This is a genomic window from Sulfitobacter aestuarii (genome assembly GCF_042685005.1).
GTDB classification, from domain to species: domain Bacteria; phylum Pseudomonadota; class Alphaproteobacteria; order Rhodobacterales; family Rhodobacteraceae; genus Sulfitobacter; species Sulfitobacter aestuarii.
Genome location: NZ_JBHUMP010000002.1, coordinates 1 through 26,366, shown reverse-complemented (window position 1 = coordinate 26,366; position 26,366 = coordinate 1). Strand labels below are relative to the sequence as shown.

General features: G+C 63.4%; 25 protein-coding genes. 10 read left to right on the top strand and 15 right to left on the bottom strand.

The window, feature by feature from the left end; all coding sequences use genetic code 11:
• The first annotated feature begins 26 nt into the window (after positions 1-26).
• Complete coding sequence (locus ACFSUD_RS02455) at positions 27-2,051, top strand: capsular polysaccharide biosynthesis protein (protein ID WP_386371148.1); 2,025 nt, start codon at positions 27-29, stop codon at positions 2,049-2,051.
• Positions 2,052-2,109: 58 nt separating this feature from the next.
• Here the strand turns inward: ACFSUD_RS02455 and ribD are convergent, their stop codons facing one another.
• Together ribD and nrdR are read right to left on the bottom strand one after the other, a co-directional pair.
• On the bottom strand, positions 2,110-3,180 hold the full coding sequence (gene ribD / locus ACFSUD_RS02450) for a bifunctional diaminohydroxyphosphoribosylaminopyrimidine deaminase/5-amino-6-(5-phosphoribosylamino)uracil reductase RibD (protein ID WP_386371845.1): 1,071 nt from the start codon (positions 3,178-3,180) through the stop codon (positions 2,110-2,112).
• 14 nt (positions 3,181-3,194) lie between these two features.
• Positions 3,195-3,662 carry a transcriptional regulator NrdR gene (gene nrdR / locus ACFSUD_RS02445; protein WP_386371146.1) on the bottom strand — a complete coding sequence of 156 codons (468 nt, stop codon included), beginning with the start codon at positions 3,660-3,662 and terminating at the stop codon, positions 3,195-3,197.
• A 203-nt stretch (positions 3,663-3,865) separates the two neighbouring features.
• On the opposite strand from nrdR, the gene ACFSUD_RS02440 reads away from it, so the two are divergent.
• Complete coding sequence (locus ACFSUD_RS02440) at positions 3,866-4,537, top strand: SDR family oxidoreductase (RefSeq protein WP_386371144.1); 672 nt, start codon at positions 3,866-3,868, stop codon at positions 4,535-4,537.
• Positions 4,538-4,543: 6 nt separating this feature from the next.
• Here the strand turns inward: ACFSUD_RS02440 and ACFSUD_RS02435 are convergent, their stop codons facing one another.
• The 7 genes from ACFSUD_RS02435 to ACFSUD_RS02405 form a co-directional block, all read right to left on the bottom strand.
• On the bottom strand, positions 4,544-4,960 hold the full coding sequence (locus tag ACFSUD_RS02435) for a secondary thiamine-phosphate synthase enzyme YjbQ (RefSeq protein ID WP_386371142.1): 417 nt from the start codon (positions 4,958-4,960) through the stop codon (positions 4,544-4,546).
• A 44-nt stretch (positions 4,961-5,004) separates the two neighbouring features.
• The gene (locus ACFSUD_RS02430; RefSeq protein WP_386371140.1) at positions 5,005-5,409 is read right to left on the bottom strand and encodes a hypothetical protein; all 405 of its coding nucleotides are present in this window, start codon (positions 5,407-5,409) and stop codon (positions 5,005-5,007) included.
• Positions 5,410-5,427: 18 nt separating this feature from the next.
• Positions 5,428-5,838, bottom strand: a complete 411-nt coding sequence (locus tag ACFSUD_RS02425; RefSeq protein WP_386371138.1) for a hypothetical protein — start codon at positions 5,836-5,838, stop codon at positions 5,428-5,430.
• A 165-nt stretch (positions 5,839-6,003) separates the two neighbouring features.
• Positions 6,004-7,989, bottom strand: a complete 1,986-nt coding sequence (gene rpoD / locus ACFSUD_RS02420) for an RNA polymerase sigma factor RpoD (protein ID WP_386371136.1) — start codon at positions 7,987-7,989, stop codon at positions 6,004-6,006.
• A gap of 141 nt (positions 7,990-8,130) precedes the next feature.
• The gene (dnaG, locus tag ACFSUD_RS02415; RefSeq protein ID WP_386371134.1) at positions 8,131-10,101 is read right to left on the bottom strand and encodes a DNA primase; all 1,971 of its coding nucleotides are present in this window, start codon (positions 10,099-10,101) and stop codon (positions 8,131-8,133) included.
• Between the two features lie 82 nt (positions 10,102-10,183).
• Complete coding sequence (locus tag ACFSUD_RS02410) at positions 10,184-10,450, bottom strand: hypothetical protein (RefSeq protein WP_386371132.1); 267 nt, start codon at positions 10,448-10,450, stop codon at positions 10,184-10,186.
• Between the two features lie 226 nt (positions 10,451-10,676).
• On the bottom strand, positions 10,677-12,107 hold the full coding sequence (locus ACFSUD_RS02405) for a Glu/Leu/Phe/Val family dehydrogenase (protein ID WP_386371130.1): 1,431 nt from the start codon (positions 12,105-12,107) through the stop codon (positions 10,677-10,679).
• 344 nt (positions 12,108-12,451) lie between these two features.
• Here ACFSUD_RS02405 and ACFSUD_RS02400 point away from each other — a divergent pair, with 344 nt between their 5' ends.
• From ACFSUD_RS02400 to ACFSUD_RS02390, 3 genes are read left to right on the top strand one after another with little or no spacing between them, the layout of a single operon-like run.
• Positions 12,452-13,870 (top strand): pilus assembly protein TadG-related protein, encoded by a 1,419-nt coding sequence (locus ACFSUD_RS02400; RefSeq protein WP_386371128.1) that lies wholly within the window; start codon positions 12,452-12,454, stop codon positions 13,868-13,870.
• Complete coding sequence (locus ACFSUD_RS02395; RefSeq protein ID WP_386371126.1) at positions 13,867-14,406, top strand: TadE/TadG family type IV pilus assembly protein; 540 nt, start codon at positions 13,867-13,869, stop codon at positions 14,404-14,406. Before ACFSUD_RS02400 ends, ACFSUD_RS02395 begins: the two co-directional genes overlap by 4 nt.
• Positions 14,406-15,008, top strand: a complete 603-nt coding sequence (locus ACFSUD_RS02390) for a TadE/TadG family type IV pilus assembly protein (protein WP_386371124.1) — start codon at positions 14,406-14,408, stop codon at positions 15,006-15,008. Before ACFSUD_RS02395 ends, ACFSUD_RS02390 begins: the two co-directional genes overlap by 1 nt.
• 24 nt (positions 15,009-15,032) lie before the next feature.
• Here ACFSUD_RS02390 and ACFSUD_RS02385 read toward each other — a convergent pair whose 3' ends face one another.
• The gene (locus tag ACFSUD_RS02385; RefSeq protein ID WP_386371122.1) at positions 15,033-15,512 is read right to left on the bottom strand and encodes a hypothetical protein; all 480 of its coding nucleotides are present in this window, start codon (positions 15,510-15,512) and stop codon (positions 15,033-15,035) included.
• 170 nt (positions 15,513-15,682) lie between these two features.
• Here ACFSUD_RS02385 and ACFSUD_RS02380 point away from each other — a divergent pair, with 170 nt between their 5' ends.
• Together ACFSUD_RS02380 and ACFSUD_RS02375 are read left to right on the top strand one after the other, a co-directional pair.
• Entirely contained in the window at positions 15,683-16,090 is a 408-nt protein-coding gene (locus tag ACFSUD_RS02380; protein WP_386371120.1) for a DUF983 domain-containing protein, read from the top strand.
• A 41-nt stretch (positions 16,091-16,131) separates the two neighbouring features.
• On the top strand, positions 16,132-16,827 hold the full coding sequence (locus ACFSUD_RS02375) for an NUDIX hydrolase (protein WP_386371118.1): 696 nt from the start codon (positions 16,132-16,134) through the stop codon (positions 16,825-16,827).
• A gap of 72 nt (positions 16,828-16,899) precedes the next feature.
• Here the strand turns inward: ACFSUD_RS02375 and ACFSUD_RS02370 are convergent, their stop codons facing one another.
• The 4 genes from ACFSUD_RS02370 to ACFSUD_RS02355 form a co-directional block, all read right to left on the bottom strand.
• Complete coding sequence (locus tag ACFSUD_RS02370; protein ID WP_386371116.1) at positions 16,900-17,817, bottom strand: EamA family transporter; 918 nt, start codon at positions 17,815-17,817, stop codon at positions 16,900-16,902.
• 132 nt (positions 17,818-17,949) lie between these two features.
• Positions 17,950-19,425, bottom strand: coding sequence for a carnitine 3-dehydrogenase (locus ACFSUD_RS02365; protein WP_386371114.1), 1,476 nt, complete (start codon positions 19,423-19,425; stop codon positions 17,950-17,952).
• A complete protein-coding gene (locus tag ACFSUD_RS02360; protein WP_386371112.1) occupies positions 19,422-19,901 on the bottom strand; it encodes a hypothetical protein in 480 nt (159 codons plus the stop codon). The genes ACFSUD_RS02365 and ACFSUD_RS02360 overlap by 4 nt, the downstream gene beginning before the upstream one ends.
• 5 nt (positions 19,902-19,906) lie before the next feature.
• Positions 19,907-20,818, bottom strand: coding sequence for a BKACE family enzyme (locus ACFSUD_RS02355; protein ID WP_386371110.1), 912 nt, complete (start codon positions 20,816-20,818; stop codon positions 19,907-19,909).
• 84 nt (positions 20,819-20,902) lie between these two features.
• On the opposite strand from ACFSUD_RS02355, the gene ACFSUD_RS02350 reads away from it, so the two are divergent.
• A complete protein-coding gene (locus tag ACFSUD_RS02350) occupies positions 20,903-21,916 on the top strand; it encodes a GlxA family transcriptional regulator (protein WP_386371108.1) in 1,014 nt (337 codons plus the stop codon).
• On the opposite strand, the gene ACFSUD_RS02345 is transcribed toward ACFSUD_RS02350, so the two are convergent.
• Positions 21,910-22,953 (bottom strand): aldo/keto reductase, encoded by a 1,044-nt coding sequence (locus ACFSUD_RS02345; RefSeq protein ID WP_386371106.1) that lies wholly within the window; start codon positions 22,951-22,953, stop codon positions 21,910-21,912. The genes ACFSUD_RS02350 and ACFSUD_RS02345 overlap by 7 nt on opposite strands.
• 158 nt (positions 22,954-23,111) lie before the next feature.
• Between ACFSUD_RS02345 and ACFSUD_RS02340 the strand changes: the two genes are divergently transcribed.
• Positions 23,112-24,353 carry an MFS transporter gene (locus tag ACFSUD_RS02340; RefSeq protein ID WP_386371104.1) on the top strand — a complete coding sequence of 414 codons (1,242 nt, stop codon included), beginning with the start codon at positions 23,112-23,114 and terminating at the stop codon, positions 24,351-24,353.
• A 65-nt stretch (positions 24,354-24,418) separates the two neighbouring features.
• Positions 24,419-26,131, top strand: coding sequence for a methionine--tRNA ligase (gene metG / locus ACFSUD_RS02335; RefSeq protein ID WP_386371102.1), 1,713 nt, complete (start codon positions 24,419-24,421; stop codon positions 26,129-26,131).
• The last annotated feature ends 235 nt before the right edge of the window (positions 26,132-26,366 follow it).

Here is a 26,366-nt window from a genome sequence, read left to right as displayed (position 1 = left end):
CGATGATCCAGGGACAAGGCCCGCGAATGGACGAAGCCGTCGGCGCCAAAGGGCCCCGGCGGCTTTTCGTCTATAACGGCGGTTTTCTGAGACAGAAACGGCTGCGGCGAATCCTGCAGCTTGCGGGCTATTCCCTGCATCTCGGCCTGCCGCGACCTGCGGCGCTGAATGAGGCGGTGGTGGTCTGGGGAAATTCCCCGACCGCGCATCGCGGGCGCGCGGTGGCCCGCGGGCGAGACGTGCCCCTCGTGACCGTGGAGGATGCGTTTCTGCGCTCGCTGCATCCCGGCCGCGCCGGAGTACCGCCGCTCGGCCTGCTCATCGATCACCGCGGCGCGCATTTCGACCCGGCACAGCCCTCGGATCTGGAGATGTTGCTCGCCCGCCATCCGCTCGATGACACCGCCCTGCTCGACCGCGCCCGCGCTGGCATCGCCCGCATCACCGAGGCGCAACTCAGCAAATACAGCGGCTTTGACCCGGATCGGCCGCTGCCGGAGCCCGGCTACGTGCTGGTCATCGACCAGACCCGGGGCGACGCCTCGGTCACCGCTTCGGGTGCCGACAGGGCCCGTTTCCTCGAGATGCTGGTTTTCGCCCAGGAGGAACATCCCGGCGCCCGGGTGATCATCAAGACCCACCCCGAGACCCGCGAGGGCTATCGCGCGGGATATTTCGGACCGCAGGATGAAAACGCACGGGTGACGCTGTTCAGCGATCCGGTCAGCCCCTGGCAGTTGCTCGAGGGCGCTGTCGGTGTCTATACGGTATCCTCGCAACTGGGGTTCGAGGCGATCTTCGCGGGGCACAGGCCACGGGTCTTCGGCCAGCCCTTCTATGCGGGCTGGGGGCTCACGGCGGATGAATTCCCGCTGGCGCGCCGTCAACGCAGGCTCAGCCGGGCCCAATTGTTTGCTGCGGCGATGATCCTCTATCCAACCTGGTACGATCCACATCGCGACAGGCTGGCCACGCTTGAGGAGGCGATCGAGGCGCTGGCGGCCGAGGCGCGGGCCTGGCGGGAGGATCATCGCGGCTGGGTCGCCTCGGGCATGCGGCTGTGGAAACACGGATCGCTGCAGCGCTTCTTCGGCAGGTATCGTCCGGTGATCTTCCAGGACGATCCCGCCGATGCCACGCTGCCCGGTCGGCGGCGGATGGTCTGGGCCAGCCGGGCGGGAGAGGGCGACGCGGAGACGCTGCGAGTCGAGGACGGGTTCCTGCGCTCGCGCGGTCTTGGCGCGGCGCTGGTGCCACCGCTGTCACTGGTATGTGACGATCTTGGCATCTATTACGATCCCGCCTGCCCGAGCCGTCTCGAACATTGGATCGCTGCCCGCGCGACGCTGCGCCCCGACCAGACGATACGCGCCCGCGCCCTGATCGCCGCGCTGAAGGCCGACGGGTTGAGCAAATACAACCTTGGCCAGGGCGGGGCGGAACTGTCGGATCTGCCGGACGGCAAACGGATCCTGGTGCCCGGACAGGTGGAGGATGATGCCTCGATCCGCACAGGCGCAGGCAAAATCCGCAGCAACCGCGCCCTGCTGGAGGCGGTGCGGGCCTTCAATCCCGGGGCGGTGGTTCTCTACAAGCCGCATCCCGACGTGGAGGCCGGTCTGCGCCCCGGTGCCTGTGACGCCACGGGGCTTGCCGATCGGGTCCTGCCGCAGGCGGATCCGATGGCGCTGCTTGCAGAAATCGACGAGGTCTGGACCATGACCTCGCTGCTCGGCTTCGAGGCTTTATTGCGCGACAAGCGCGTGGTGACCTTCGGTGCGCCCTTCTACGCGGGCTGGTCGCTGAGCGAGGACCTTGGCGTGGTACCGGAAAGACGGCGGGCCCGGGTCACGCTCGAAGGTCTGGCTCACGCGGTGCTGATCGATTATCCGCGCTATCTCGATCCGCGGACCGGCTTGCCCTGTCCGGTCGAGGTGATCCTGGAACGCTTGCGCGCCGGTGCCCTGCCGCGCGGGTCCGCAGGGCTGCGGTTGTTGTCGAAGATGCAGGGGCTGCTTGCCGGGCAGGCGCATCTTTGGCGCAGACGGTAGGCGTTGGCGCGGGGGCCGGCCCCCGGACCCCCGAGGTATTTTGAGGTCAGAAGAAGCCTCAGCGGCGCTGCCAGACATGCAGCACGTCAGGGCCGACGCGGCGCGTCTCGTCAAGTTCGTAGCGGGGTGCGGCTGAGAGGTGTTGCAGACCGGTGGCGGCGATGCCCGGGCGGCCCTCGGCGCCGATCACAAGACCCGCGGTGAAGCCGACCAGCCGGTCGACCAGATCGGCCGAGATGAGCGAGGCGGCAAGCGCGCCCCCGCCTTCGCAGAAGATGCGCGTGAGGCCGTGTCCGGCGAGCTGGCGCATCAGGTCCTGCGGATCGATCTGGTTTTCGCGCAAAGCGCAGGGCAGCAGGATGGCACCGAGATCGGCCCAGGTGCGTTTCAGCGGCCCGTCGGCATCGGGGCCATGGCAGAGGATCAGCGGAATGTCACGGGCGCTGCGGGCGAGCTTGCTCATCAGCGGCAGGTCGAGGCGGCGCGAAACCACGACGCGGGTCGGTTGATGGGCGATGCCGAGACCGCGCACATTCAGCGAGGGGTCGTCCTTGCGGGCGGTGCCACCGCCGACCATCACCGCGTCATGGCGAGCGCGCATCGCATGGGTGAGACGACGTGCCGGGGCGTCGGTGATCCACTGGCTTTCGCCGGATCGGGTCGCGATGCGGCCGTCAAAACTGCTGGCGAGTTTCAGGGTCAGCGACGGGCGGTCTTCGGCATTGCGCGTGAAAAACCCGGCGTGATCGGCCCGGGCCTCTTCGGCGAGCAGGCCGGTTTCAACGGTGATCCCCGCAGCCTGCAGCAGTGACAGGCCACGGCCATCGACCCGCGCATCATTGTCACCGGTGGCAACGACAACCCGGGTAATACCGGCCCTGACCAAAGCCTCCGCGCAGGGCGGTGTCTTGCCATGATGGGCGCAGGGTTCGAGCGTTACATAGGCGGTCGCATCCACCGCCGCATCACCGGCCTGTGCCAGCGCCATGGTCTCGGCATGCGGGCGCCCGCCCGGCTGGGTCCAGCCGCGGCCGATGATCCGGCCCGCGTTGACGATCACGCAGCCGACCGCCGGGTTGGGCCAGACATTGCCCTGCCCTCGCCGCCCCAGGGACAGGGCAAGCGCCATGTAACGCGCGTCGCTCACTCTTCCGCGGGCGGCTCGGGGCGTAGTTCGGCGACGAATTTGTCGAAATCATCAGCCGCCTGAAAATTCTTGTAGACCGAGGCAAAGCGCACATAGGCGACAGTGTCGATCCGCGCCAGCGCTTCCATCACGATCTCGCCGATCTGCTTGGAAGGAATGTCGGTCTCTCCCATGCTTTCGAGGCGGCGCACGATGCCGGAGATCATCTGGTCGATCCGTTCCGGGTCGATCGGGCGTTTCTGCATCGAGATGCGGATCGAGCGTTCGAGCTTGTCGCGGTCGAAATCCTCGCGCTTGCCGGAGGATTTGATCACCACCAGATCGCGCAGCTGCACCCTTTCATAGGTGGTGAAACGGCCCCCGCAGGCCGGGCAGAAACGGCGGCGGCGGATCGAGACGTGATCCTCGGCCGGGCGGCTGTCCTTCACCTGCGTGTCGATATTTCCGCAAAACGGGCAGCGCATCGGCCGTCCCCCCTGTTCGTCGTTCCTGTCCCTTGTGGAGCGATGCGCCCACTTGTCCACACTTATAGGTGACCCGCGAGGTTTTGGGTAGAGGCGAAATGATTCGCTACATCTGGGAGGTGTTTGGCCGATCCGATTGGGCCCGAACCATCCGCGCTGCCGTCGCGTTGGTTCTGCATCATTACAACACGGGAGTGCGGCGCATGGCCAAGACAATTTTCATCACCGGCGCATCGAGCGGCATCGGTGCCGCGACGGCGCGTGCGGCTGCCGCAGCGGGCTGGAACGTGGGCCTTTTTGCGCGCAGCGCGGACAGGCTGCGCGACCTTGCCGGGGAAATCGGCGCGCAGGCTCTGACGTTGCCCGGGGACGCCACCGATCAGGAGGCCCAGGCGAGCGCGATCGCGCAGCTGCTCGACAGGTTCGGGCAGCTTGACGCGGTCTTTGCCAATGCCGGGCGGGGCACCTCGCCCGCGGGGACCGAGAAGGGCGATCCGCAGGACTGGAAGGCGATGGTCGATCTCAACATCATGGGTGCGCTTTACACCGCCCATGCCGCCCTGCCGCATCTGCGGGCCAGCAGGGGGCAATATGTGGTCACCGGTTCGCTCGCCGGGCGGCGACATATCCAGGGCTCGATCTATTCGGCGACGAAATGGTTCATCCATGGTTTCGCCGGGAACCTGGCCGACGAGATGAAGGAATGGGGCGGGCGTTGCATGGTGGTCTCTCCCGGCATGGTGGATACCGCGTTTTTCGACGAGCCCAAACCTGACAAGCTCAAACCCCAGGATGTCGCCACGGCGGTGATGCATGCGCTTGAAGCGCCAGCGCATGTCGATATTCGCGAGATCCACCTGATGCCGACCGGCTGATGTCCGTCAATCCGCGCGGAAATGGGCCCCGATTTCACGCTGGTGCGGCGCAGTGCGATGTTCGAAAAGATAGATTCCCTGCCAGGTGCCGAGCCGCATTCTGCCCTCCATGACGGGAATCGACAGGCTTACCGGCAGCATCGCAGCCTTGATATGGGCTGGCATGTCGCCCGGGCCTTCGGTGACGTGATGCAGATAGCGCATCTGAGGCGTATCGGCGGGGGGCACCAGTCGCGAGAAATATGCCTGCAGATCGCGTTGCACGTCGAGATCCGCATTCTCCTGGATCAGCAGCGACGCGGACGTATGGCGCAGCATCAGGGTGAGCAGACCATCGCCCTGCCCGGCCAGCCAGCGCCGCGGTTGGACGGTGAATTCATAGAGGCCGGGGCCGCAGGTCGAGAGGATGAAGCTGGTCTGCATCGGGACAATCTGTCAGGCGGGACCCGGGGGTGCAAGGCACCGCTTCAACGGCGGTTGCCCCGCAGATCGGCACAGAAGCTGTAGGCATGATCGATCGAAAGATTGGCGCCCGGGCGGCGCAGCGACGTGCCGAGGATCAGAACCGAGGATGGGGTCAACCCGGTCGGGTCGAGCGTGAAGGCGACACCGGCGCGCTGACCGAGACCGGGCGCGCGACCCTCGCGGATATAGAGCCGTTGGTGGCCATGCGCATTGAGCCTGCGTTTTGCGTAATCGGCGGCAATGCACCACATGCCCCGCGCGCCGTATCCGGCATCCCCGTGGACGATGAAAGCGCTGCCCGCTGGTGTCACCGCCTCACGATTGCGCGGGCCGTAGCCTTGCGCCGTAACCGGGGGCGCCATCAGAAAAATCGCAAGACACAATGTCAGAAAACCGGTCGCGCGCATGTTCATCTCCTTCGCAGGTCAGAAATCATCGGGTTCTATGATGAAGTCCTTGCAGAATTGATAGGCATGATGGAGCGGCAGGCTTTCCCCTACCTGACGCACCGAGACGGAATAGGAACGGCTTGGCCGCGTGCCGAGGCGTTCGCCGTCAAGCGTGAAGACGACGCCTTTGTGGCCCGGGGCGGTGAGGGCCGACGCGCGGGCGCGTTTGACGTAGAGCCGCTCGGCCCGCTGACCGCCCGCCCAGCCCAGCGCGTAGTCCGCCGCGGCGCACCAGAGCCCCCTCGCCCCCTCGCCGCGCGCCTCGATCACCTCGAAATCGCCATTGCTGAGGGGCACGACGATGAGCCCATTCACGGCGCGATAGGCCTGTGCGTTCACAGCCATCGGGATCAGCGCGCAAATAGCCGCCAGGATGAGGTATCGCATGATACAGACCTTTCAGTAGGGTCTCCCAGATCATAGCCCCGTCAAGCCTTCGGTCAAAATCAAAGCTTTGGCACCGCGCGAATCGATACACCCGGCACGGTCTGACCGCGCGGGTGTTCCGGGAAACTTCTGCGAAGTCGATGCGCCGTCCGGCGCATCAGTCGCTTACTGATCGAGAAAAGAGCGCAGCTTGCGCGAGCGGCTTGGATGTTTGAGCTTGCGCAGCGCCTTTGCTTCGATCTGCCGGATCCGCTCGCGGGTCACCGAGAATTGCTGACCGACCTCCTCAAGCGTGTGATCGGTGTTCATGCCGATGCCAAAGCGCATCCGCAGCACCCTTTCCTCGCGTGGCGTGAGGCTGGCGAGGACCCGCGTCGTGGTTTCCTTCAGGTTCTCCTGAATGGCTGAATCCAGCGGCAGAACCGCGTTCTTGTCCTCGATGAAATCCCCAAGCTGGCTATCTTCCTCGTCGCCGATGGGCGTCTCCAGCGAGATCGGCTCTTTGGCGATTTTCATCACCTTGCGGACCTTTTCCAGCGGCATCTGCAGCTTCTCGGCCAATTCTTCCGGTGTCGGCTCGCGGCCGATCTCGTGCAGCATCTGACGGCCGGTGCGGACCAGCTTGTTGATCGTCTCGATCATGTGGACTGGGATACGGATGGTGCGCGCCTGATCCGCAATGGACCGGGTGATCGCCTGACGGATCCACCAGGTTGCGTAGGTGGAGAACTTGTAACCGCGACGATACTCGAACTTGTCGACGGCCTTCATCAGGCCGATGTTGCCTTCCTGGATGAGATCGAGGAACTGCAAGCCGCGGTTGGTGTATTTCTTGGCAATCGAAATAACCAGCCGCAGGTTCGCCTCGACCATTTCCTTCTTGGCCTGGCGAGCTTCTTTCTCGCCCTTCTGAACCTGCTGCACGATGCGACGGAATTCGGAGATGTCGAGCCCGACATATTGACCGACCTGGGCCATGTCGGCGCGCAGCTCCTCGACCTTGTCGGTCGAGCGCTCAATAAACATCTGCCACCCGCGACCGGATTTGTCGGCCATCCGCTCCAGCCAGTTCGGGTCCAGCTCATAGCCGCGGTACTCGTCGACGAATTCCTTGCGGTTGATCCGCGCTTGATCGGCAAGCTTCACCATTGCGCTGTCGATCTGCATGATCCGGCGGTTGATGCCGTAAAGCTGGTCGATCAATGCCTCGATGCGGTTGTTGTGCAGATGCAGCTCGTTGACCAGCAGGACGATCTCGGAGCGCAGCTTCTGATAGAGCGCCTCGTCCTCCTTGGAAAAGGTGCCGTCCTCGTTCAACGTCGCAGAGATCCGGCTGTCCTGCATCTCGCTGAGCTTGGCATAATCATCGGCGATGATGTCGAGCGCTTCGAGCACCTGCGGCTTCAGCGCCGCCTCCATCGCCGCGAGGCTCATGTTGGCCTGATCGTCCTCGTCCTCATCGTCGTCGCTGGTGATCGGGTTGCCGTCGGCATCGAGCTCGGTCTTGATCTCTTCCGGTTTGCTCTCGCTCGCCGCAGTGCCCGGGGCCACCACCGGCGCGGTCTCGTCCTCATCGCCCAGCTGATTACCGAAGGTCGCTTCTAGATCGATCACATCGCGCAGCAGAATGTCCTCGGACAGCAATTCGTCGCGCCAGATGGTGATCGCCTGGAAGGTCAGCGGGCTCTCGCAAAGTCCGGCGATCATCGTGTTGCGCCCGGCCTCGATCCGCTTGGCGATAGCGATCTCGCCCTCGCGGCTCAGCAGTTCGACCGAACCCATTTCGCGCAGATACATGCGCACCGGATCATCGGTCCGGTCGAGCTTTTCCGAGCCGCCCGAGGACAAGGCCACGTCGCGGTTGCTGTCGGTTGTCGCAAGCTCGGTCGAGCCCTTGGCCTCTTCCTCCTCGGCCTCCTCGTCCTCGATCACGTTGATGCCCATTTCCGAGAGCATCGACATTACGTCCTCGATCTGCTCGGAACTGACCTGGTCGGGGGGCAGCACGGTATTGAGCTGATCATAGGTGATATAGCCCTTCTCGCGGGCCTCGCCGATCATCTTCTTGACGGCGGCCTGGCTCATGTCCAGCGAATGACCGGCCTCGGTATCGTCGGTCTTGGCGTCTTCGTTCGTGTCTTTGGCAGCCATCAGCTTTCCTCCAGCGCATCCGCGCGAATCACCGTGAGTGATTCGGTTCTCCGAATCATGCGAGGTTCCAGGTGATTCTTAAACCCGTCGCCTCGCATTTTATTGATCACCCCGGCGAAAACATCGCCGCGTAGGTGCATTTCAGTCCCGCCCGCCGGGCTTCTCATAGCGTATGGTCTGCAGCAGCGCATCGAGCGCACTGCGCTCGTCGCGGCTGATCCGCGCCCCATTGTCGCCGAGCTCGTATTCCGCCCGGTCCCCCTGTCCGCTGCGCAGGGCCCTGTCGGCCGCCCGGGCAGCCTCGCTCAGCCGCCAGGTCACCGCCTCGTCGGCCATGCCGTCGAGATCCTCGACCGCCTCGGCGATCTCCGCATCAAGCCCCCGGGCGGCCTCCAACTTGGCCAGTTCCTCGGCCACCGTCATGCTGGTCATCTCGATATTGCCCGGGTTGCGGATACAGGGCGTGATCGCAACGTGGCGCTGGGTGAGCAGGTTTTCAAGGGCATCTTCGCCGAGCTGTTCGACAATCCTGTCGCGCAGCGCCTCGGAGGACGCGTCATTGCTGCGTAGCAAGAGATCGCGCAGCATGGCGTGATCGGGATCGCTGCACCGCATCGCCTCGATCCCCCGTTCGAATTCCTCCACCAGCATCGGAGACAGCACCAGGGCGGCAAGGATCACTGCCTCGCGCAGATGCTCGGTACTGCGCGCATCCGTGCCAAGTGCCGACGCCTTGGTACTGGCCATGGGCGCCAGCGGCGGTAACGGCCAGCGCCCGCCGCCCCTGCCCCGCGGCATGACCTTCTGAAACTGCGGTTTCGATTTGCCAGGACGGAACAGCTGCCAGCGCAGATCCTTGATCTCCTGGCCATAATGGGTGCGGATCGAAGGATCCTTGATCAGCGTGATCTTCGCCCGCAACGCCTTGTCGAGCGCCGCCTTGCGTTCGGGGGAGTCAAAGACCTTGCCCTCGGTCTCGCGTCGCCAGAGCAGCTGCACCATCGGCAGCGCCTGATCGAGCAGCGCCTGCAGCGCTCCGGCGCCCTGGGCCCGCAGCAGATCATCCGGGTCCTGCCCTTCCGGCAGAACCGCGAAACGCAGCGATTGTCCGGCCTCGAGCAGGGGCAGCGCCAGATCGATCAGCCGCAGCGCCGCACGTTGCCCGGCGGCGTCGCCATCAAGCATCAGCACCGGTTCCGGCGCGATCCGCCACAGCATCTGCAACTGGCTCTCGGTGATCGCGGTACCGAGCGGGGCCACCGCCGCCTTGAATCCGGCCTGCACCAGCGCCATCACGTCCATATAACCTTCGGCGACGATCAACGCCTGTCCCTGCCCGGCGGCGCTGCGCGCATCGCGCAGATTATAGAGGCTGCGCCCCTTGTCAAAGAGCTCCGTCTCCGGCGAGTTCAGGTATTTCGCCTTGTCTTCCGGGTCCATCGCACGCCCGCCAAAGGCGATGGCGCGGCCGCGGGCATCGCGGATCGGATAGATGATCCGATTGCGGAACGTGTCATAGGGCCGCCCGCCACGGCTCGACGGCTTGGCCAGCCCGGCACCGAAGATCAGCTCCTCCGAGACCCCCTTGCCGCGCAGGTGATCCCACAGCCCCTGCCAGGCATCCGGCGCAAAGCCGATCTCCCAATGCTCGAGCGCCGCGGCATCGAGCCCGCGCCGCGCCAGATAATCGCGCGCCCCCGAAGCCGCCCCGCGCTGCAACTGCAGCCGGAAGAACTGCACCGCCTGCTCCATGACCTCGGCCAGGAGGCTGCGCCGGTCCGCCTTCTCCTGCGCGCGAGGGTCCTGTCTGGGCACTTCCATGCCGACGTCGCGCGCGAGAATTTCCACCGCCTCCATGAAGCCGACATTCTCGGTCTCGCGCACGAAGGAGATCGCATCCCCCTTGGCATGACAGCCAAAGCAATAATAGAAGCCCTTGCGGTCATCGACGTGAAAACTCGCGGACTTTTCCTGATGGAACGGGCACGGTGCCCAGAGATCGCCCTTGCCCTGGTTGGACTTGCGGGCATCCCACATGACCTTGCGTCCGGCCACCTGCGACAGGCTGGCACGGTTGCGCAATTCTTCCAGAAAACCAGGGGGCAGACTCATGACACCATATACCGATCACATCGGGACAGAGTCCAGCACCGGCCCGCGCCCACTGTCCCCGGCGCGGCTCGGATCGCGCCTCTCATTGGGCGAGACACATCTCCCGCCACGCCGCCGCAAGGTCATTGGCCTTCACATCGCGCAGCTTCATCCCATAGACCCAGGGCGTGACCAGCGGGATGGCCGGGTTATAGGCCGCTGGCCAGCTCGCTCCGGCCTGCAGATACGCTTCCACCTGCCGTTCCTCGACCCGTTCGAGCCGCGCCTGACGTACCGCTGCCACGACGGAAGCCTGATGCGCACAATCCTGCACCTTCCCGGCCCATGCGACGTCTGCCGATACGCTCATCGAAAGGACCACGCCTGATACCGCAGCAATCGTTTTCCACATTTCACATACTCCTCGAAACCCAAAGCCAGATCTTCTTACCCCGGTCGCACCCGGATCGGACAGCCCCTCCTTCACCCTTTCGGAAATACTCAAATCCCCAGGCCTGCCAAGCCACACGACCCTGACGCTCTGCGGCACATGGCCTGAAAAACCGGAAGCGGCCTTATGCCGCTCCCGATACGCTTCACAGCCCCTTGGCGCGATAGCTCGCCGCGACCTTCTCGATCGACACCAGATAGGCAGCGGTGCGCAAATCGTTGACGTCATTGCGACCATGCCAGACCCGTGCCATGGCATCATAGGCAGCGGTCATCGTGTCATAGAGACCCGAGCGCACCAGCTCGAGCTCTCCCGCACCGCGCAGGTACTTCTCTTTGAAATTCGGGCTCAGGGTCCAGCCAACGCCGGAATCCTCGCTCAGCCGTTCCAACTCGTCGACGATGAGCTGATGTCGGCTCTCCTCGGCGCGGCGCTGCATGCGGCCGAAACGGATGTGACTGAGGTTCTTGACCCATTCGAAATAGGACACTGTCACACCACCGGCATTGGCGAACATGTCGGGCACGATGACGACCCCTTTCTTGCGCAGGATTTCATCTGCCCCTGCGGTCACCGGGCCATTCGCCGCCTCGACGATCAGGGGGGCCTTGATACGCTCGGCATTGCCCATGTTGATCACCCCTTCCAGCGCCGCCGGAATCAGGATGTCGCATTCGGCCTCCAGCATCTTGGCGCCTTCCGGCTCGCAACGCGCATCGGGATAGCCGGTGATGGTGCCGTGCTTGACGATCCATTGATGCACCGATTCCACATCCAGACCGTCGTCATGGTGCAGGGCCCCGTCCCGTTCGATGATCGTCGTGATCTTGCAACCATCCTCCTCGCTGAGGAACTTCGCCGCGTGATACCCCACATTGCCGAGGCCCTGGATCGTCACCCGCTTGCCTTCGAGCCCGCCGGTCAGCCCGGCGACTTCCATGCCCTCGCTGTCGCGGAAAAACGCATGCAGCGCATATTGCACGCCGCGTCCCGTGGCTTCCGTCCGGCCTTGGATACCGCCGGCATTGATCGGCTTGCCGGTGACACAGGCAACGCCGTTGATATCCGTCGTGTTCATGCGCTTGTATTGATCGGCGATCCAGGCCATCTCGCGCTCGCCGGTGCCCATGTCCGGAGCAGGCACGTTCTGCGCCGGGTTGATCATGTCGCGCTTGATCAGCTCATAGGCGAAGCGTCTGGTGATCAGCTCGAGCTCATGCTCCTCATATTCCCGCGGATCGATGCAGAGCCCGCCCTTGGAACCGCCGAAGGGCACATCTACCAGCGCGCATTTATAGGTCATCAGCGCGGCGAGCGCCTCGACCTCGTTCTGGTTGACTGCCATGGCATAGCGTATGCCGCCTTTGACCGGCTCCATATGCTCCGAATGAACGGAGCGATAGCCGGTGAACGTATGGATCCGCCCCCGCAACCGCACCCCGAAACGCACCGTATAGGTCGCGTTGCAGACCCGGATCTTCTCTTCCAGACCGGGTGGCAGATCCATCAGCGCCACTGCATGGTTGAACATCATGTCTACGCTGTCGCGAAAGCTCGGTTCATTGGCTGGATTCATCGGTCTCTCCTGTTTCGTTCTCACTGCAGGCCGCGCTGGACGACTCGCAGGTATCTGACAGTGAATGAAGCCTAGTGCGCCAACCCCGGTCAGGCGACTTGATTAATCGTTATTTCCTGAAAATATTCCTAAATCCCCCAAGACTCACCAAATCTCGCGCATCGTTTCCCGGTCAGGAACGGTGGCGACGGTAGGGAGTCGATTACCCCGAAGCGCGGAACCGGTCCCGCAGGAATTCCCCATTGCCGCCCCATTGCCGCCACCTTCCCCGGTGAATGAAGGGTCAAGGCTTCGTCGAAGGACACGTTCTGTGCCCGCGGGCGCATCGGGAAAGGCTGGCAACCATGAAAATTGATCCGCACCCCGTTCGGGAGAAAGATCGAAACGCGGGACTCTGTACGCGCCGTTTCTTCCGCGAGGAAGACGGCATGGTCACGATCTTCGTCTGCTACATGATCCTGATCATGCTGATGATCGGCGGCATCGGCGTGGATGTGATGCGCAATGAAATGGAACGTACCCGGATCCAGTCGGTCTCCGATCGGGCCGTCCTGGCAGCCGCCGACCTCGATCAGCCGCTCGATCCCAAGACGGTGGTCGAGGATTATTTCGCCAAATCCGGCATGTCGGATTATCTGGCCTCGGTGGTGGTCGATGAAGGGCTGAATTACCGCACCGTCGAGGTCGATGCGAAATCGACGATGAAGACCCAGTTCATGAAGATGATGGGTGTCGACACGCTGATCGTCCCGGCCCGCGCCAAGGCGGAGGAGAAGGTCAACAAGGTCGAGATCTCGATGGTGCTCGATATCTCCGGCTCGATGCGTGAGAACAACAAGATGGAGAACCTGCACGTGGCGGCGGGCAAGTTCATCGACACCGTGCTGCGCCCGGAGACCCGCGATCTTATCTCGATCAATGTCGTACCCTATACCGCGCAGGTCAACGTCGGCCGCGCCATCTTCGACGAACTCAATATCGACCGGACCCATTACTTCGCTCATTGCGTAGATTTCGAACAGAGCGATTTCCATGTTGCTGGGCTCGAACAGGCCAAGAAATACACCCATATGCAATATTTCGAAGCCGGCTACAATTGGAACAAAAAGAAGACCGAGAATTCGATCAACAATCCCGGCTGTCCAAAACGCAGCTTCGAAGAAGTCGCCGCTTTCTCGCAGAGCAATACAGACCTCAAGTCCCGTATCAACCAGTTCCGTCCGCGTGCCAATACGGCAATCCACCTCGGGATGAAATGGGGTGTCGCGATGCTGGATCCATCCTTTCGGACAATCACGCAAAAACTGCCGGTCGACACGGCCTTCGCCGCACGGCCAGCCGACTATACCGATATCGAAACCATGAAGACCGTCATCCTGATGACGGACGGAAAAAACGTCAATACGGTCCGCATTCGAAATGAGAAATATGCAAACTCAAGCCACCGCCGCGACTGGAGCATCTATCCGCTCTATTACTGGCTCGAAAAGAACGTGAAGAAGCAGAGAAAATACGGCGATTGGGCCTATATCAAATATTCATCCGGTCAGGCCGACACGATGTTGCAGAATATTTGCAATGCCGCAAAGGCCAAGAAGATCATCATCTGGTCGATCGGGTTCGAAGTCTCCAATGACAGCGCCCAGGTGATGCGCGACTGCGCCTCCTCGCCAAGCCATTTCTTCCGTGTCGAAGGGGTCGAGATCAGCGAAGCCTTCGAGGCGATCGCCCGGCAGATCAACCAGTTGAGGCTCGTGCTGTGAAAAGGTTTCTCGATAAACCCCTGCGCCGTTTCAGGCGCGACGAAAGCGGGGGCGCGTTGACCATCGAATTCGTCATCTTCGTCCCATTGTTGTTCGGCTGCCTGCTGATGTCGGTCGAACTGGGGATCTATGCAATGCGTAACATGTTCCTCGAGCGCGGGCTCGACATCACGGTGCGCCATGTGCGGCTCAATACGAACACGCCGATGACCCATGCCCAGCTCAAGGACATGATCTGCGAATATTCCGGTTTCCTGAAGGATTGCGACCAAACCCTGCGCCTTGAGATGGCCCCGGTCAATCCGCGTAACTTCGCCGCCTTCGACCAGCAGGCCGATTGCGTCGATATCTCCAAGCCGGTCGAACCGGTCCGTGGCTTCAAGCTCGGTCAGGACCACGAGCTGATGCTGCTGCGCGCCTGCGTCAAGTTCGACCCGATCTACCCCACCACGGGTCTCGGCTACGCGATGGAGAAGGACGGGTCCGGCAAGGCGAGGATGATCGCCACCACCGCTTTCGTACAGGAGCCGAGCTGATGCTGAGAGCCAAGCTTAATACGACGCGCCGGGCGCTGCGGCGGTCCGCGTTCCTGACCCGGGAGGATGGCAACATCACGATCGAGGCGATGATCATGATGCCGCTGCTGTTCTGGACCTATCTGGCGATGTTTACCTTCTTCGACGCCTTCCACCAGAACAGCCTGAACCAGAAGGCCGCCTTCACTATCGGTGACGCGATCTCGCGCGAGACCAACCCGATCAACGATGCCTATCTCGACGGTGCCAAGGGCCTGTTCGATTATCTGGTGCATGCCAGGGGCGACTCGTCGCTGCGCGTCAGCTCGATCCGCTATGACCTGACCACCGACAAGTTCTATCGCGACTGGTCGCAGGTACGCGGCTCGGTCCCGCCGCTGAGCAATGACGATGTCGCCCAGGCCCATGCCTGGCTCCCGGCGATGCCGGATCGTGAATATGTGGTGCTCGTGGAAACCTGGAACAATTTCGAACCGGTGTTCAACGTCGGCCTCGAACAGCGCGATATCCACAATGTCGTATTCACCCGGCCGCGCTATGCCAGCTGTGTGCTCTGGGACGACGGCGGCGAGGACACCGAGAACACCTGCATCTCCGACTGATCTCGACCCTTGCGAGCGCGGCGCTCAGCGTCGCGCGAGCATCTCCGCGATCAGCTCGGCCATGACCTTGGTCTGATCCCCCGGTGTCATCCCGCCGATCCCGATCCGGCGCCCCACGCGCCACCAAAGACCAGGCCGCCAGCGCCGCGGCGCCGGTTGTCGGGTTCTCAGCAGGAAACCGTTGGACGGCTTGAAGGCGAAGGCACCGCGGTCCAGCCGGACGATCTCCTCGATCCGCGCGATCAGGGTGCCGTCGGCGTCGCGCAGAACATGCGCGGTCAGCTCCACACCGCTGGCCGTGGCACGTCGCATACGCTCCCCCGCCCAAAGCGCCGCGAGGCCGAACGCCAGCAGAACCATCCGCCAGCCCGCGCCCACCGTCCCGGTGAGCGCGAGGTAGAGTATCATGGCGCCGAGCAGAACAAGCGCCGCGAACCCGATGAAACGGCGGCCCTTGGACGCCGTGAGCCGTGCCAGAACTTCGTCATCCTCACCAGATCGCATCCCGCCCCCCTTGTCAGAACATTCCCTAACCGCGCCCCACCGTCGCGACAAGCCCGCGAAAGGGTCACAAAGCTTCACCCGCTTTGCGACATGGCGCCGCAATCGCCCCATTTCAGCTTCCCATATCGCGACCGATGCCTCATCTAAGGTCCAACAGAGGGAAGCTGCAAATGGCCCAGACAATGGTTTATGACACTTCGGACGCCGACACGACGGAGCGCGCCCGCTGGCCGGCGATCCTGCGGGGCTGGCGCGGCAAATGCCCCAATTGCGGTTCCGGCCCCCTGCTGAAAAGCTACCTCAAGGTCAACCACGACTGTGCCGTCTGCCAGCAGGAATTCTTCCATCACCGCGCGGACGACGGTCCGGCCTATCTGACGATCTTCTTCGTCGGTCACCTGATGGCGCCGCTGCTGCATATCGTCTTCGCCACCTGGCGCCCAGAGCCGCTGACCCTGTTCACGATTTTTGCGGTTGGATGTGTCGGGCTCTCGCTCTACCTTCTGCCGAGATTCAAGGGCGCGATGATCGGCTATCAATGGGCCAAGGAAATGGGCGGTTTCGGCCGTCCGGGATGATCGCGCGCCGGTAATTGCCTAGCCGGGAGCAACGCCAGAAGATGAGTATCGACAAGAGCCAGATCCGCAACGCGGCCACCGTGATCGTATTGCGCGACCGGCACGAGAACCCGCAGATCCTGATGGGTCAGCGGGGCGCCAAGGCGGCCTTCATGCCCAACAAATTTGTCTTTCCCGGCGGCGCGGTAGATCCTGACGATGCGAAGGTACCGCTATGCGGGCCCCTCACAGAGACCTGCGCAACACGGCTCTGCGAGGATTCCGTCCCCGATCTCGCCCATGCGCTCAGCGTCGCCGCAATCCGCGAATTATGGGAGGAGACCGGGCTGATCCTCGGACGGCCCGGCCAATGGTCCGGCGATATCCCCGACGATTGGCGGACCTTCGCCGCCACCGGTCACCTGCCCGATGCCACGGGACTGCAATTCGTCTTCCGCGCCCTGACCCCACCGGGCCGCCCGCGCCGCTTTGACGCGCGGTTCTTCCTCGCCGATGCAGACCGGATCGCCAATGATCTCGATGATTTCGACGCGGCCTGCGACGAGCTCTCGCATCTGCAATGGGTTCCCCTGGCCCGGGCGCGCTCCTTCGACATGCCCTTCATCACCGAAGTCGTCCTGGCGGAAGTCGAGGCCCGCGCCCGCGAAACCACCCCGCCTACCTCGGTTCCCTTCTTCAAGAACAACGACGAGGAAAGCCTGTTCCTCCGCCTGCGCGGCTACCCGATGCCCAATTGACGGCCTAGCCCGCCTCTTTATGCACGAAATACTCCGGGGGTCCGGGGGCCGGCCCCCGGCCTGGTGGACGCCTCAGATCACCAGCACCAGCATCAGGATCGAGACGACCAGCACCGCCATGCCTGCCGCCTCGCGCCCGCTGATCCTTTCGCGAAAAAACAGCGTGGACGCCGCGATGCTCAGGATCAGTTCCACCTGCCCGAGCGCCTTGACATAGGCTGCGTTCTGCAAGGTGAAGGCAATGAACCAGCACAGCGACCCGCCCATCGAGGTGAGCCCGATCCACAGCGCCAATTTTCGCGCTGCCCAGACCGCGCCGATCTGCCCCGGCTCGCGTAGCCGCAGCCAGACCAGCATGAGCAATGTCTGCAGACATACCACCGCCGCCAGCGTGATGGCGGCGCGCAGCACAGGGTCCGGGGTCAGCACGGCCAGCGAGGCGCCGCGATAGCAGACCGCCGAGATCGCGAACAAAAGCCCCGAGGCAATGCCGAGCCCTGCCGCCCGGTTGCGCAGATCCGCGAGCCGCCAGCCACGCGTCTCAGGCCCACCCGATAACAGCAGAAGCCCGATTACTCCGAGCAGGATCGCCGCAAGACCGGACCCTGTCACGCCTTCGCCGAGCACCAGCCAGCCGATCAGCACCGTCTGGATCACCTCGGTTTTCTTGAAAGTGATGCCGACCGCGAAATTGCGCTGTTTGAACAGCAACACCACGCAGATCGTCGCCAGGATCTGCGCCGTGCCGCCCACAGCACCATAGAGCCAGAACCCCGGCGCCAACGTCGGGAGCGGCCTGTCGAAGCACTGAAGATATGCCGCAAGCAAGATCAGGATAAACGGCGCAGAATAAAGAAAACGCGAGAAAGTAGCCCCACCTGCGGACAGCGTCGCGGTGGCGAGATGTTTCTGCAACATGAAACGGCCGGTCTGGAACACGGCGGCCGCAATGGTCACGAGGATCCACAGATCCGGCAGGAAATCACTCATGCCCTTCTATAGCCACAGCCCGTGCAGCGCCGCCAGCGCTTCCACCTGCCGATACCCGGCGCAGCGCGGCTGTTGCCGGAAAACCCGCGCGCCCTGTCCGGGGCAGCCTGCACCACCCCGGATCAACAGGTCTCAGCGCGGCGCGCCGACCGCCCGCCCTGCCCCATCGGGCTGGGGTAGTGTTGCCTGCGCCTGCGCGAACCGTGCCAGCGCCGCCTCGATCTCCGGGCTCGGAGCCGAGGGTTTGCGTGTTGCAAGGCTGACATGCAGCAGGAAATGCTCCCCCGTAGCGACCAACCGCTCGCCGATTCGCATCTCGTGCCACAGATGCATCTTCTTGCCCGCTCCCGCCAGCACCCGCGTCGTAACCTCGATCACATCACCCGCATGGGCTTCGTCAAGATGTCGGATATGGGTTTCGGCGGTGAAGTAGCTGCCGCCCGAGGCGATATATGCCGCATCACAACCGATCATCTCCATGAACCGGTCGGTCGCATCGCCGAAGGCATGCAGGTAGCGCGCCTCGTTCATGTGGCCATTGTAATCGACCCAATCGAGTGGCACCGCGCGGTGTACGGTCAACACCGGCGCCGCCGGATCTTCGATTTCATCCGCGCGCGCCGCCAAAACCGTGCCTGCGCGCATCTGCTTCTCATGGGCGTTCATCAAGGCACCGGCACCCCAATCCTGCGTCTTCAGCCCGCGCATCATGGTAACGAGGTTATTGTCCCGGATCCGTTCCAGCTCGCGAATGCTGTGCATCCCGGACTGCGCGTCCGATTGTCCGGCAATCAGGTCGACCAATTCGTCGGTGAATTCCGGCACATCCATCAGCTTGGTCCAGGGCCAGGACAGACAAGGCCCGAACTGCGCCATGAAATGCTTCATCCCGGCCTCGCCGCCCGCAACCCGATAGGTTTCGAACAGGCCCATCTGCGCCCAACGAATGCCGAAGCCATAGCGGATCGCATTGTCGATCTCTTCGGTGCTGGCGATCCCGTCCTTGACCAGCCAGAGCGCCTCGCGCCAGACCGCCTCGAGGAAGCGATCGGCGACATGGGCGTCGATCTCTTTCTTCAGATGCAGCGGATACATGCCCAGCGCGCTCAGCATGGTCATGGCCTTTTCGACCAGCAGACCGGTATTGTCATTGCCCGGCACCAGCTCGACCAGCGGCAGCAGGTAGACCGGATTGAACGGATGCGCGACCATGATCTGCTCGGGGCGCGCGGCGCCCTGCTGCAGTTCGCTCGGCTTGAACCCGGAAGTCGAAGATCCGATCACCGCATCGGGCGCGCAGGCCGCCTGCACCTTTGCGAAAGTCTTGTGCTTAATGTCGAGCCGTTCCGGTACGCTTTCCTGAATCCAGGACGCTCCCGCCACAGCCTCAACGATGCTTGCGTGAAAACTGATCGTACCCTCTTCGGGCAGCGCCACGTCCGTAAGTCCCGGCATCGAACGCCGTGCATTGCCCATCACCTCGGCAATCTTGCGCTCGGCCTGCGGATCAGGGTCAAAAACCTGTACGTTCCAGCCGTTCAGCGCAAACCGCGCTGCCCAGCCGCCGCCGATCACGCCACCGCCGATGATTGCTGCTGTCTTGCTCATCTGTTCACCTTTTGAAGACGACCGGTGTCCCAGCCGTTGAAATCCAGAATCTCGATCGCTGCCGCCAGCCGGTCCGGCGCGGCCTGCGGGCTGCGATCCAATATGACGCCGCGCTGCCCCGATACCGTGCCAAGCGCGGCGGTGCGAAAGCCCTCATCGACCCACATCACCACCAGCCGCTCATCCGAGACCGGATCGAACTGGCTGAGGATGCCGGGGCCGCTGACCCGGTAAAGCCGCGGCTCGGCGCCGCTTTCCCGGATCACGCCACGGGCGGCGTCATAGACATAGCTGCGCGGTGCGAGGCTCTCTTGCCCGAACCGCGCCACCACATGCCACTCTCCCGCGAAACGCGCCGGATCAAAGCGGGTGGTCCCGCCCATCACCGCCGTCGGATTGCGATAGGGTAACTCGACCAGCGGGGCCGCTTTCTGCACGCCGCAGGCCGAGAGCATCAGCAATACCAGAACGGCCACTCGCCTCACTTCGGCGCCCGCTTTTCGAGCCCGAGCTTGGCGCGCACCTCGTCCGGGCCGATCACCCGCGCACCCATGTTCTCGATGATGCTGCCCGCGCGTTCCACCAACTGCCAGTTCTGCGCCAGCTCGCCCTTGCCAAGCCACAGGTTGTCCTCCAGTCCGACCCGCACATTGCCACCTGCCAGCACCGCGGCGGCGACATAGGCCATCTGGTTGCGCCCCAGTCCGAAGGCCGAGAAGGACCAGTCCTCGGGGATGTTGTTGACCATCGCCATGAAAGTGTTGAGGTCATCCGGCGCGCCCCAGGGCACACCCATGCAGAGCTGCACCAGCGCCGGACTGTCGAGCACGCCATCGGCGACGAGCTGCTTGGCATACCACAGATGACCGGTATCAAAGGCCTCGATCTCCGGCTTCACGCCCATCTCGGTCATCATCCGGCCCATCGCGGTCAACATGCCCGGCGTGTTGGTCATCACGTAATCGGCTTCGGCGAAATTCATCGTGCCGCAGTCGAGCGTGCAGATTTCCGGGCGGCATTCGGCGACATGGGCGACGCGCTCGCTGGCCCCTGCCATGTCGGTGCCGGATTTGCTGAGCTGCATGGGGTTCTCTACATCCCCAAAGGTAATGTCACCGCCCATGCCGGCAGTCAGGTTCAGCACGACGTCGGTGTCGCTGTCACGGATCCGCTCGGTCACTTCGCGGAACATCGCCGGATCACGGCTCGGCGCGCCGGTCTCGGGGTCGCGCACATGGCAATGCACGATCGCCGCCCCGGCCTTGGCGGCCGCGATGGCGCTGTCGGCGATCTGCTCGGGCGAACGCGGCACATGCGGGCTGCGGTCCTGCGTGCCCCCGGAGCCGGTGACGGCGCAGGTGATGAAGACTTCCTTGTTCATGGTGAGCGGCATGAAGCTTTCTCCTCGATAATTGCTTTTGGCGGGATATTGATGCAAAGCAAGCCGGTCCACTTTGCAGGAAACGAAGTCTACTTGATGAAGGCCGAAAATCTGAACTGCTGCCAGACGGTGATCCTGGTGCTCGACGGCTGCAATACCTTGACCTTCGCCGCGGCGGTGGACCCATTGCGCGCTGCCAACCGGCAATCCGGGCAGCGGCTCTTCGACTGGCGCTTCGTCACCCCGCGCAGCCAGCCAATCACCCTGACAAGCGGGTTGCAGATCCCCGCCCATCCGATCCACCGGATTGACCGCTGTGACCTCCTGATCGTCGCCGCCGGTTTTAATCTTGATCCGCAGACCACACCGCAGCTTGCCGCCAGCCTGCGGCGTCTGGCCGGACAAGGCGCAATCGTGGCCGGTATCGACGGCGGTCCCTGGGTGATGGCGCGCGCGGGTCTGCTCGACGGACAACGGGCGACCAGCCATTGGGAGGATCTCGACCGCTTCGCGCAAGAGTTTCCCCGGGTCGATCTGGTCAATACCCGCTATCAGGTCAGCGGGGCGCGGATGACCTGCGCCGGTGCCGCCCCGGCGATCGAGATGATGCTGCAACTCATTCGCGAACGCCATGGTCCGGCGCTCGCCGCGAAGATCGCCAGCACGTTCATCTACGACCTCTCCGCCCCGCCTGCGCGCCCGCAGAGCCGCCGTGCCGATCTGCGCCACAACGCGCTGACCTCACGTGCTCAGGCGATGATGGAGGCTGCGCTCGATACGCCCTTGCCGCTGAAGGACATCGCCCGTCGCCTCGGCGTGAGCCCGCGCGCCATGCAATTACAGTTTCGCGCCCGGCTCGGCGTGACCGCCCAGGCCCATTACCTGTCGCTGCGTCTGGCGGAGGCGGAGCGGCTGGTGACCCGATCCGCCCTGTCGTTGCAGGACGTGGCGCTGGCCACCGGCTTTCATTCACAAGCCAGCTTCGCCCGCGCTTTCAGGGCCGGTTTCGGCATGTCGGCGAGCCACATGCGCAAGAGTGGTACCGATGTCTCGTTCTCCTTGAAAGAAAACGATGCGGAATTTTCAAAAAATTCCGCCACTGCTCAATAGGGCATGGGATGCGCGCGGTGCACTTTATCGAGCTCCTTGAGCAAGGCTTCATTGAGGCTCAGCTCAACAGCGCCGAGCGCATGTTCCAGTTGCGCCATGTCGGTCGCCCCGAAAATCACCGATCCCATAAAGGGACGTGTCGCGCACCAGGCCAGCGCCATATGGACAGGATCAAGCCCATGGCGACGGGCCACCTCCAGATAGGCATCCACCGCGGCGAAGGCGCGGTCTGTGCGCCGCCCGCCAAGCTCCGGCACCAGTGACATGCGCGAGCCTTCCGGCACCGCTCCGCCCTGATACTTGCCGCTGAGCAATCCCGCCGCCAGCGGCGAGAAGGCGAGCAGATCGACGCGCTCGTTATGGCAGACCTCGGCAAGGTCGGTATCCGCGAGCCGGCACATCAACGAATATTCGTTCTGCACCGAAACCGGCGCCGGTCCGCCGACACGCCGCGCAGCCTCGGACCATTGGGTAATGCCCCAGGCGCTTTCATTGCTGAGACCGAAAGCGCGTATCGTGCCACGTTCCACCTCGCGTTCCAGCGCGCCAAGCGCGTCTTCCATATGGGCAATCGTATCAGCGCGATCCTGCCGGGACGGATCATAGCGCCAGTTCTGCCGGAACATGTAACTGCCGCGGTTGGGCCAGTGGAATTGATAGAGATCGATGCAATCGGTCTGCAGGCGCTTCAGCGATCCTTCGATGGCCGCCGGGATCGTCCTGCTCGAGATCGGCGCACCATCGCGATAATGCTGCATGCCCTCGCCGGAATGCTTGCTGGCCAGCACAACCTCGCTCCGCCGCCCGCTCTGCGCGAACCATTCCCCGATGATCGTCTCGGTGCGCCCCACCGTCTCAACGCTTACCGGGTTCACCGGATACATCTCCGCTGCGTCAATGAAATTGATCCCCGCCGCCAGCGCCCGCTCGATCTGTCCATGGGCCCCTCCCCGGTCGGTCTGGCTGCCCCAGGTCATAGATCCCAGGCAAAATTGCGAGACCTCGATACCGCTGTCTCCGAGTTGAGTCATTTTCATGGGGCGCTCCTGTCTCCGCTTTCGCGCCAACCTAGGCGCTTGGCCCGCGGCTGCAAGCCGGGACTTCAGGAGAAGCCGCACCGCATCCACAAAAACGACCGGCGATTGTCGCAATCCCGCTTGGACTCGCCCGGCAAAGCGGCCAAGCTGCGCGCAATATGCGAATGCTCATTTCCTTTGCGGCCCTGTTCCTGTCGGTGATCCTGCTGCAATTATCCACCGGCGGCGTCGGCCCGTTGGATGTCCTGTCTGGACTTGAGCTCGGCTTCTCCAGCCAGGAGATCGGCCTGCTGGGCTCTGCGCATTTCTTCGGCTTCTTCATCGGTTGCTGGTGGGCACCTAGGCTGATGGGAAGTGTCGGGCATTCGCGCGCCTTCGCCGCCTTCACCGCCGCCGGTGCGATCGGGCTGATGGCGCATATGATGGTGCTCGACCCCTATGCCTGGGCGCTGATGCGCATCGCCTCGGGCTTTTGCGTCGCGGGATGCTACACGGTGATCGAGGCCTGGCTGCAGGCCAAGGTGAACAACGAGACGCGGGGCCGCACCATGGGGGTTTACCGGGTGGTGGACATGACCGGTTCGCTGGCCGCGCAGATGATCATCGGCGTGCTGAGCCCGGCTTCCTATGTTTCCTACAACCTGCTTGCCATCGGCTGCTGCGCAGCATTGCTGCCGCTGACCCTGACCCGGGTGAAGCAGCCCGAAACCCCTGACTCGCCGCGGCTGCGCCCGCGCCTCGCTGTGGACAGATCACCGCTCGCCGCCGCGGCGGTGGTGGTGGCGGCGGTGTCGAGCGCCTCGTTCCGCATGGTCGGGCCGATCTATGGCCAGGAAGTCGGGCTCAGCGCCGGACAGATCGCCTGGTTCCTCTCTTCCTTCGTGCTCGGCGGGGCGCTGGCGCAATACCCCGTCGGTTGGCTCGCCGATAAATACGACCGGCGCTGGGTGCTGATCTGGCTGTCCGTGGCGGCGATCCTGAGCTCGCTGATCACCCTGCCCGCCGCCACCATGGGCACGTTCGGCATCATGCTATCGGCGGGGCTGTTCGGCGCGACGACGTTCCCGATCTATTCGGTCGCCGCCGCCCATGCCCATGATTTTGCCAGCAGTCACGAACGCGTCGAGCTTTCCGCGGCGCTGATGTTCTTCTTTGCCCTCGGCGCCATTTTCGCCCCCTATCTCGCCTCCGTTCTGATCGATCTCTATGGGGCCGGGGCGCTGTTCATGATGGTCTCCGCCGCGCATCTGGTGCTGGTCCTTTTCGGGCTGACCCGGATGAACGCGCGTCCGACCCGCAGGGCCCGCACCCGCTTCGTCAACGTGCCGCGCACGACTTTCGTCGTGGGGCGCCTGTTCGGCCGCGTCCGGGAGGCGCGTCCGCGGGGCAGCGGCAAGTGACAGGCTTTAACTGATCGGTGCGGACTGATAGAGCAGGCCAACACCCAATTCCAGAGGCATCCCCAGTGACCCGACATCTGATCACCTCCGCGATCCCCTATATCAACGGCATCAAGCATCTCGGCAATCTTGTCGGCAGCCAGCTGCCCGCCGATCTCTACGCCCGCTATCAGCGTGCGCGCGGTCATGACGTTCTGTTCCTCTGCGCTACCGACGAACACGGCACGCCGGCCGAGCTTGCCGCCGCCAAGGCGGGACAGCCGGTGGCCGAATATTGCGCCGAGATGCATGCGGTACAATCGCGCATTGCCGAGGGCTTCGGCCTCTCCTTCGACCATTTCGGCCGGTCTTCCTCACCGCAGAACCACGCATTGACGCAGCATTTCGCCGGGGTGCTGGCCGATCAGGGATTGATCGAAGAGGTCGTTGAACAGCAGATCTATTCGGTGACCGACGGACGTTTCCTGCCGGACCGCTATATCGAAGGCACATGCCCGAATTGCGGATTTGACTCCGCCCGCGGCGATCAATGTGACAATTGCACCAAGCAGCTGGACCCGGTCGACTTGATCGAGCCGCGCAGCGTGATCTCGGGTTCCACCGATCTGGAAATGCGCGACACCAAGCATTTGTTCCTGCGCCAGAGCCAGATGAAAGACAAGCTTGACGCCTGGATCAACACCAAGGACGACTGGCCGGTGCTGACGACATCCATCGCACGCAAATGGCTGCATGATGGCGACGGGCTGCAGGACCGCGGCATCACCCGCGACCTCAACTGGGGCGTGCCGGTGAAACGCGGTCGGGAAGATTGGCCAGGCATGGAGGGGAAGGTCTTCTATGTCTGGTTCGACGCCCCGATCGAATATATCGCCTGCTCGCAGGAATGGGTCGATGCGGGCAAGGGCAACGATTGGGAAAGCTGGTGGCGCACCGACAGGGGTGCGGCGGATGTGCGCTATACCCAGTTCATGGGCAAGGACAACGTGCCCTTCCACACGCTGAGCTTCCCGGCCACGATCATGGGCTCGGGCGAGCCTTGGAAACTTGTCGACTACATCAAGTCGTTCAACTACCTGACCTATGACGGCGGGCAATTCTCGACCTCGCGCGGACGCGGCGTGTTCATGGACCAGGCACTGGAGATCCTGCCCGCCGATTACTGGCGCTGGTGGCTGCTGAGCCACGCGCCGGAGACTTCCGATGCCGAATTCACCTGGGAACTGTTCCAGTCCTCGGTGAACAAGGACCTCGCCGATGTTCTGGGTAATTTTGTCAGTCGCATCACCAAGTTCTGCCGCTCGAAATTCGGCGAGGCCGTGCCGGAGGCCGGAAGCTACGGAGCCGCCGAAGAAACGCTGATTGCCGACCTGACGGCACGGGTGGCACAGTATCAAGCGCATATGGATGCCATGGAAGTGCGCAAGTCCGCCCAGGAACTGCGCGCGATCTGGGCCGCGGGCAACGAATATCTGCAGGCCGAAGCCCCCTGGACCACCTTCAAGTCGGACCCGGACAAGGCCGCTGCTCAGGTCCGACTGGCCCTGAACCTGATCCCGCTCTACGCGGTGCTCTCCGCCCCCTTTATTCCGCAGGCGGCAGAAAAGATGCTGACCGCGATGGGCGCCGAAGCGAGCGATTGGCCAGATGATGTTCCCGCTGCATTGACCCGGCTCGCGCCCGGACATGCTTTCGAGGTGCCTGAGGTATTGTTTGCCAAGATCAGCGACGAGAACCGCGAGATCTGGGCGGAACGGTTTGCAGGCGCACGGGAGTGAATGGACATGGTCGGGGGGCGCCCGACGCCCCGATCTTGTTTTGGCTTGGCAGAACAGGGGATGCTGTCGAAGACGGAGTAAAAGCCGACCACGGGGTGGAATGAACATCGGCTACTGGCTGGCGTTTCAAGACGGCGTTTGGAGAGGCGCGCCGCGCAGCCGAGGAATACACCGGTGGCGCGGTCGTCGAGATCAAGCATCTGGGTGATCACCGGATAGGCGATCATCGCCAGGG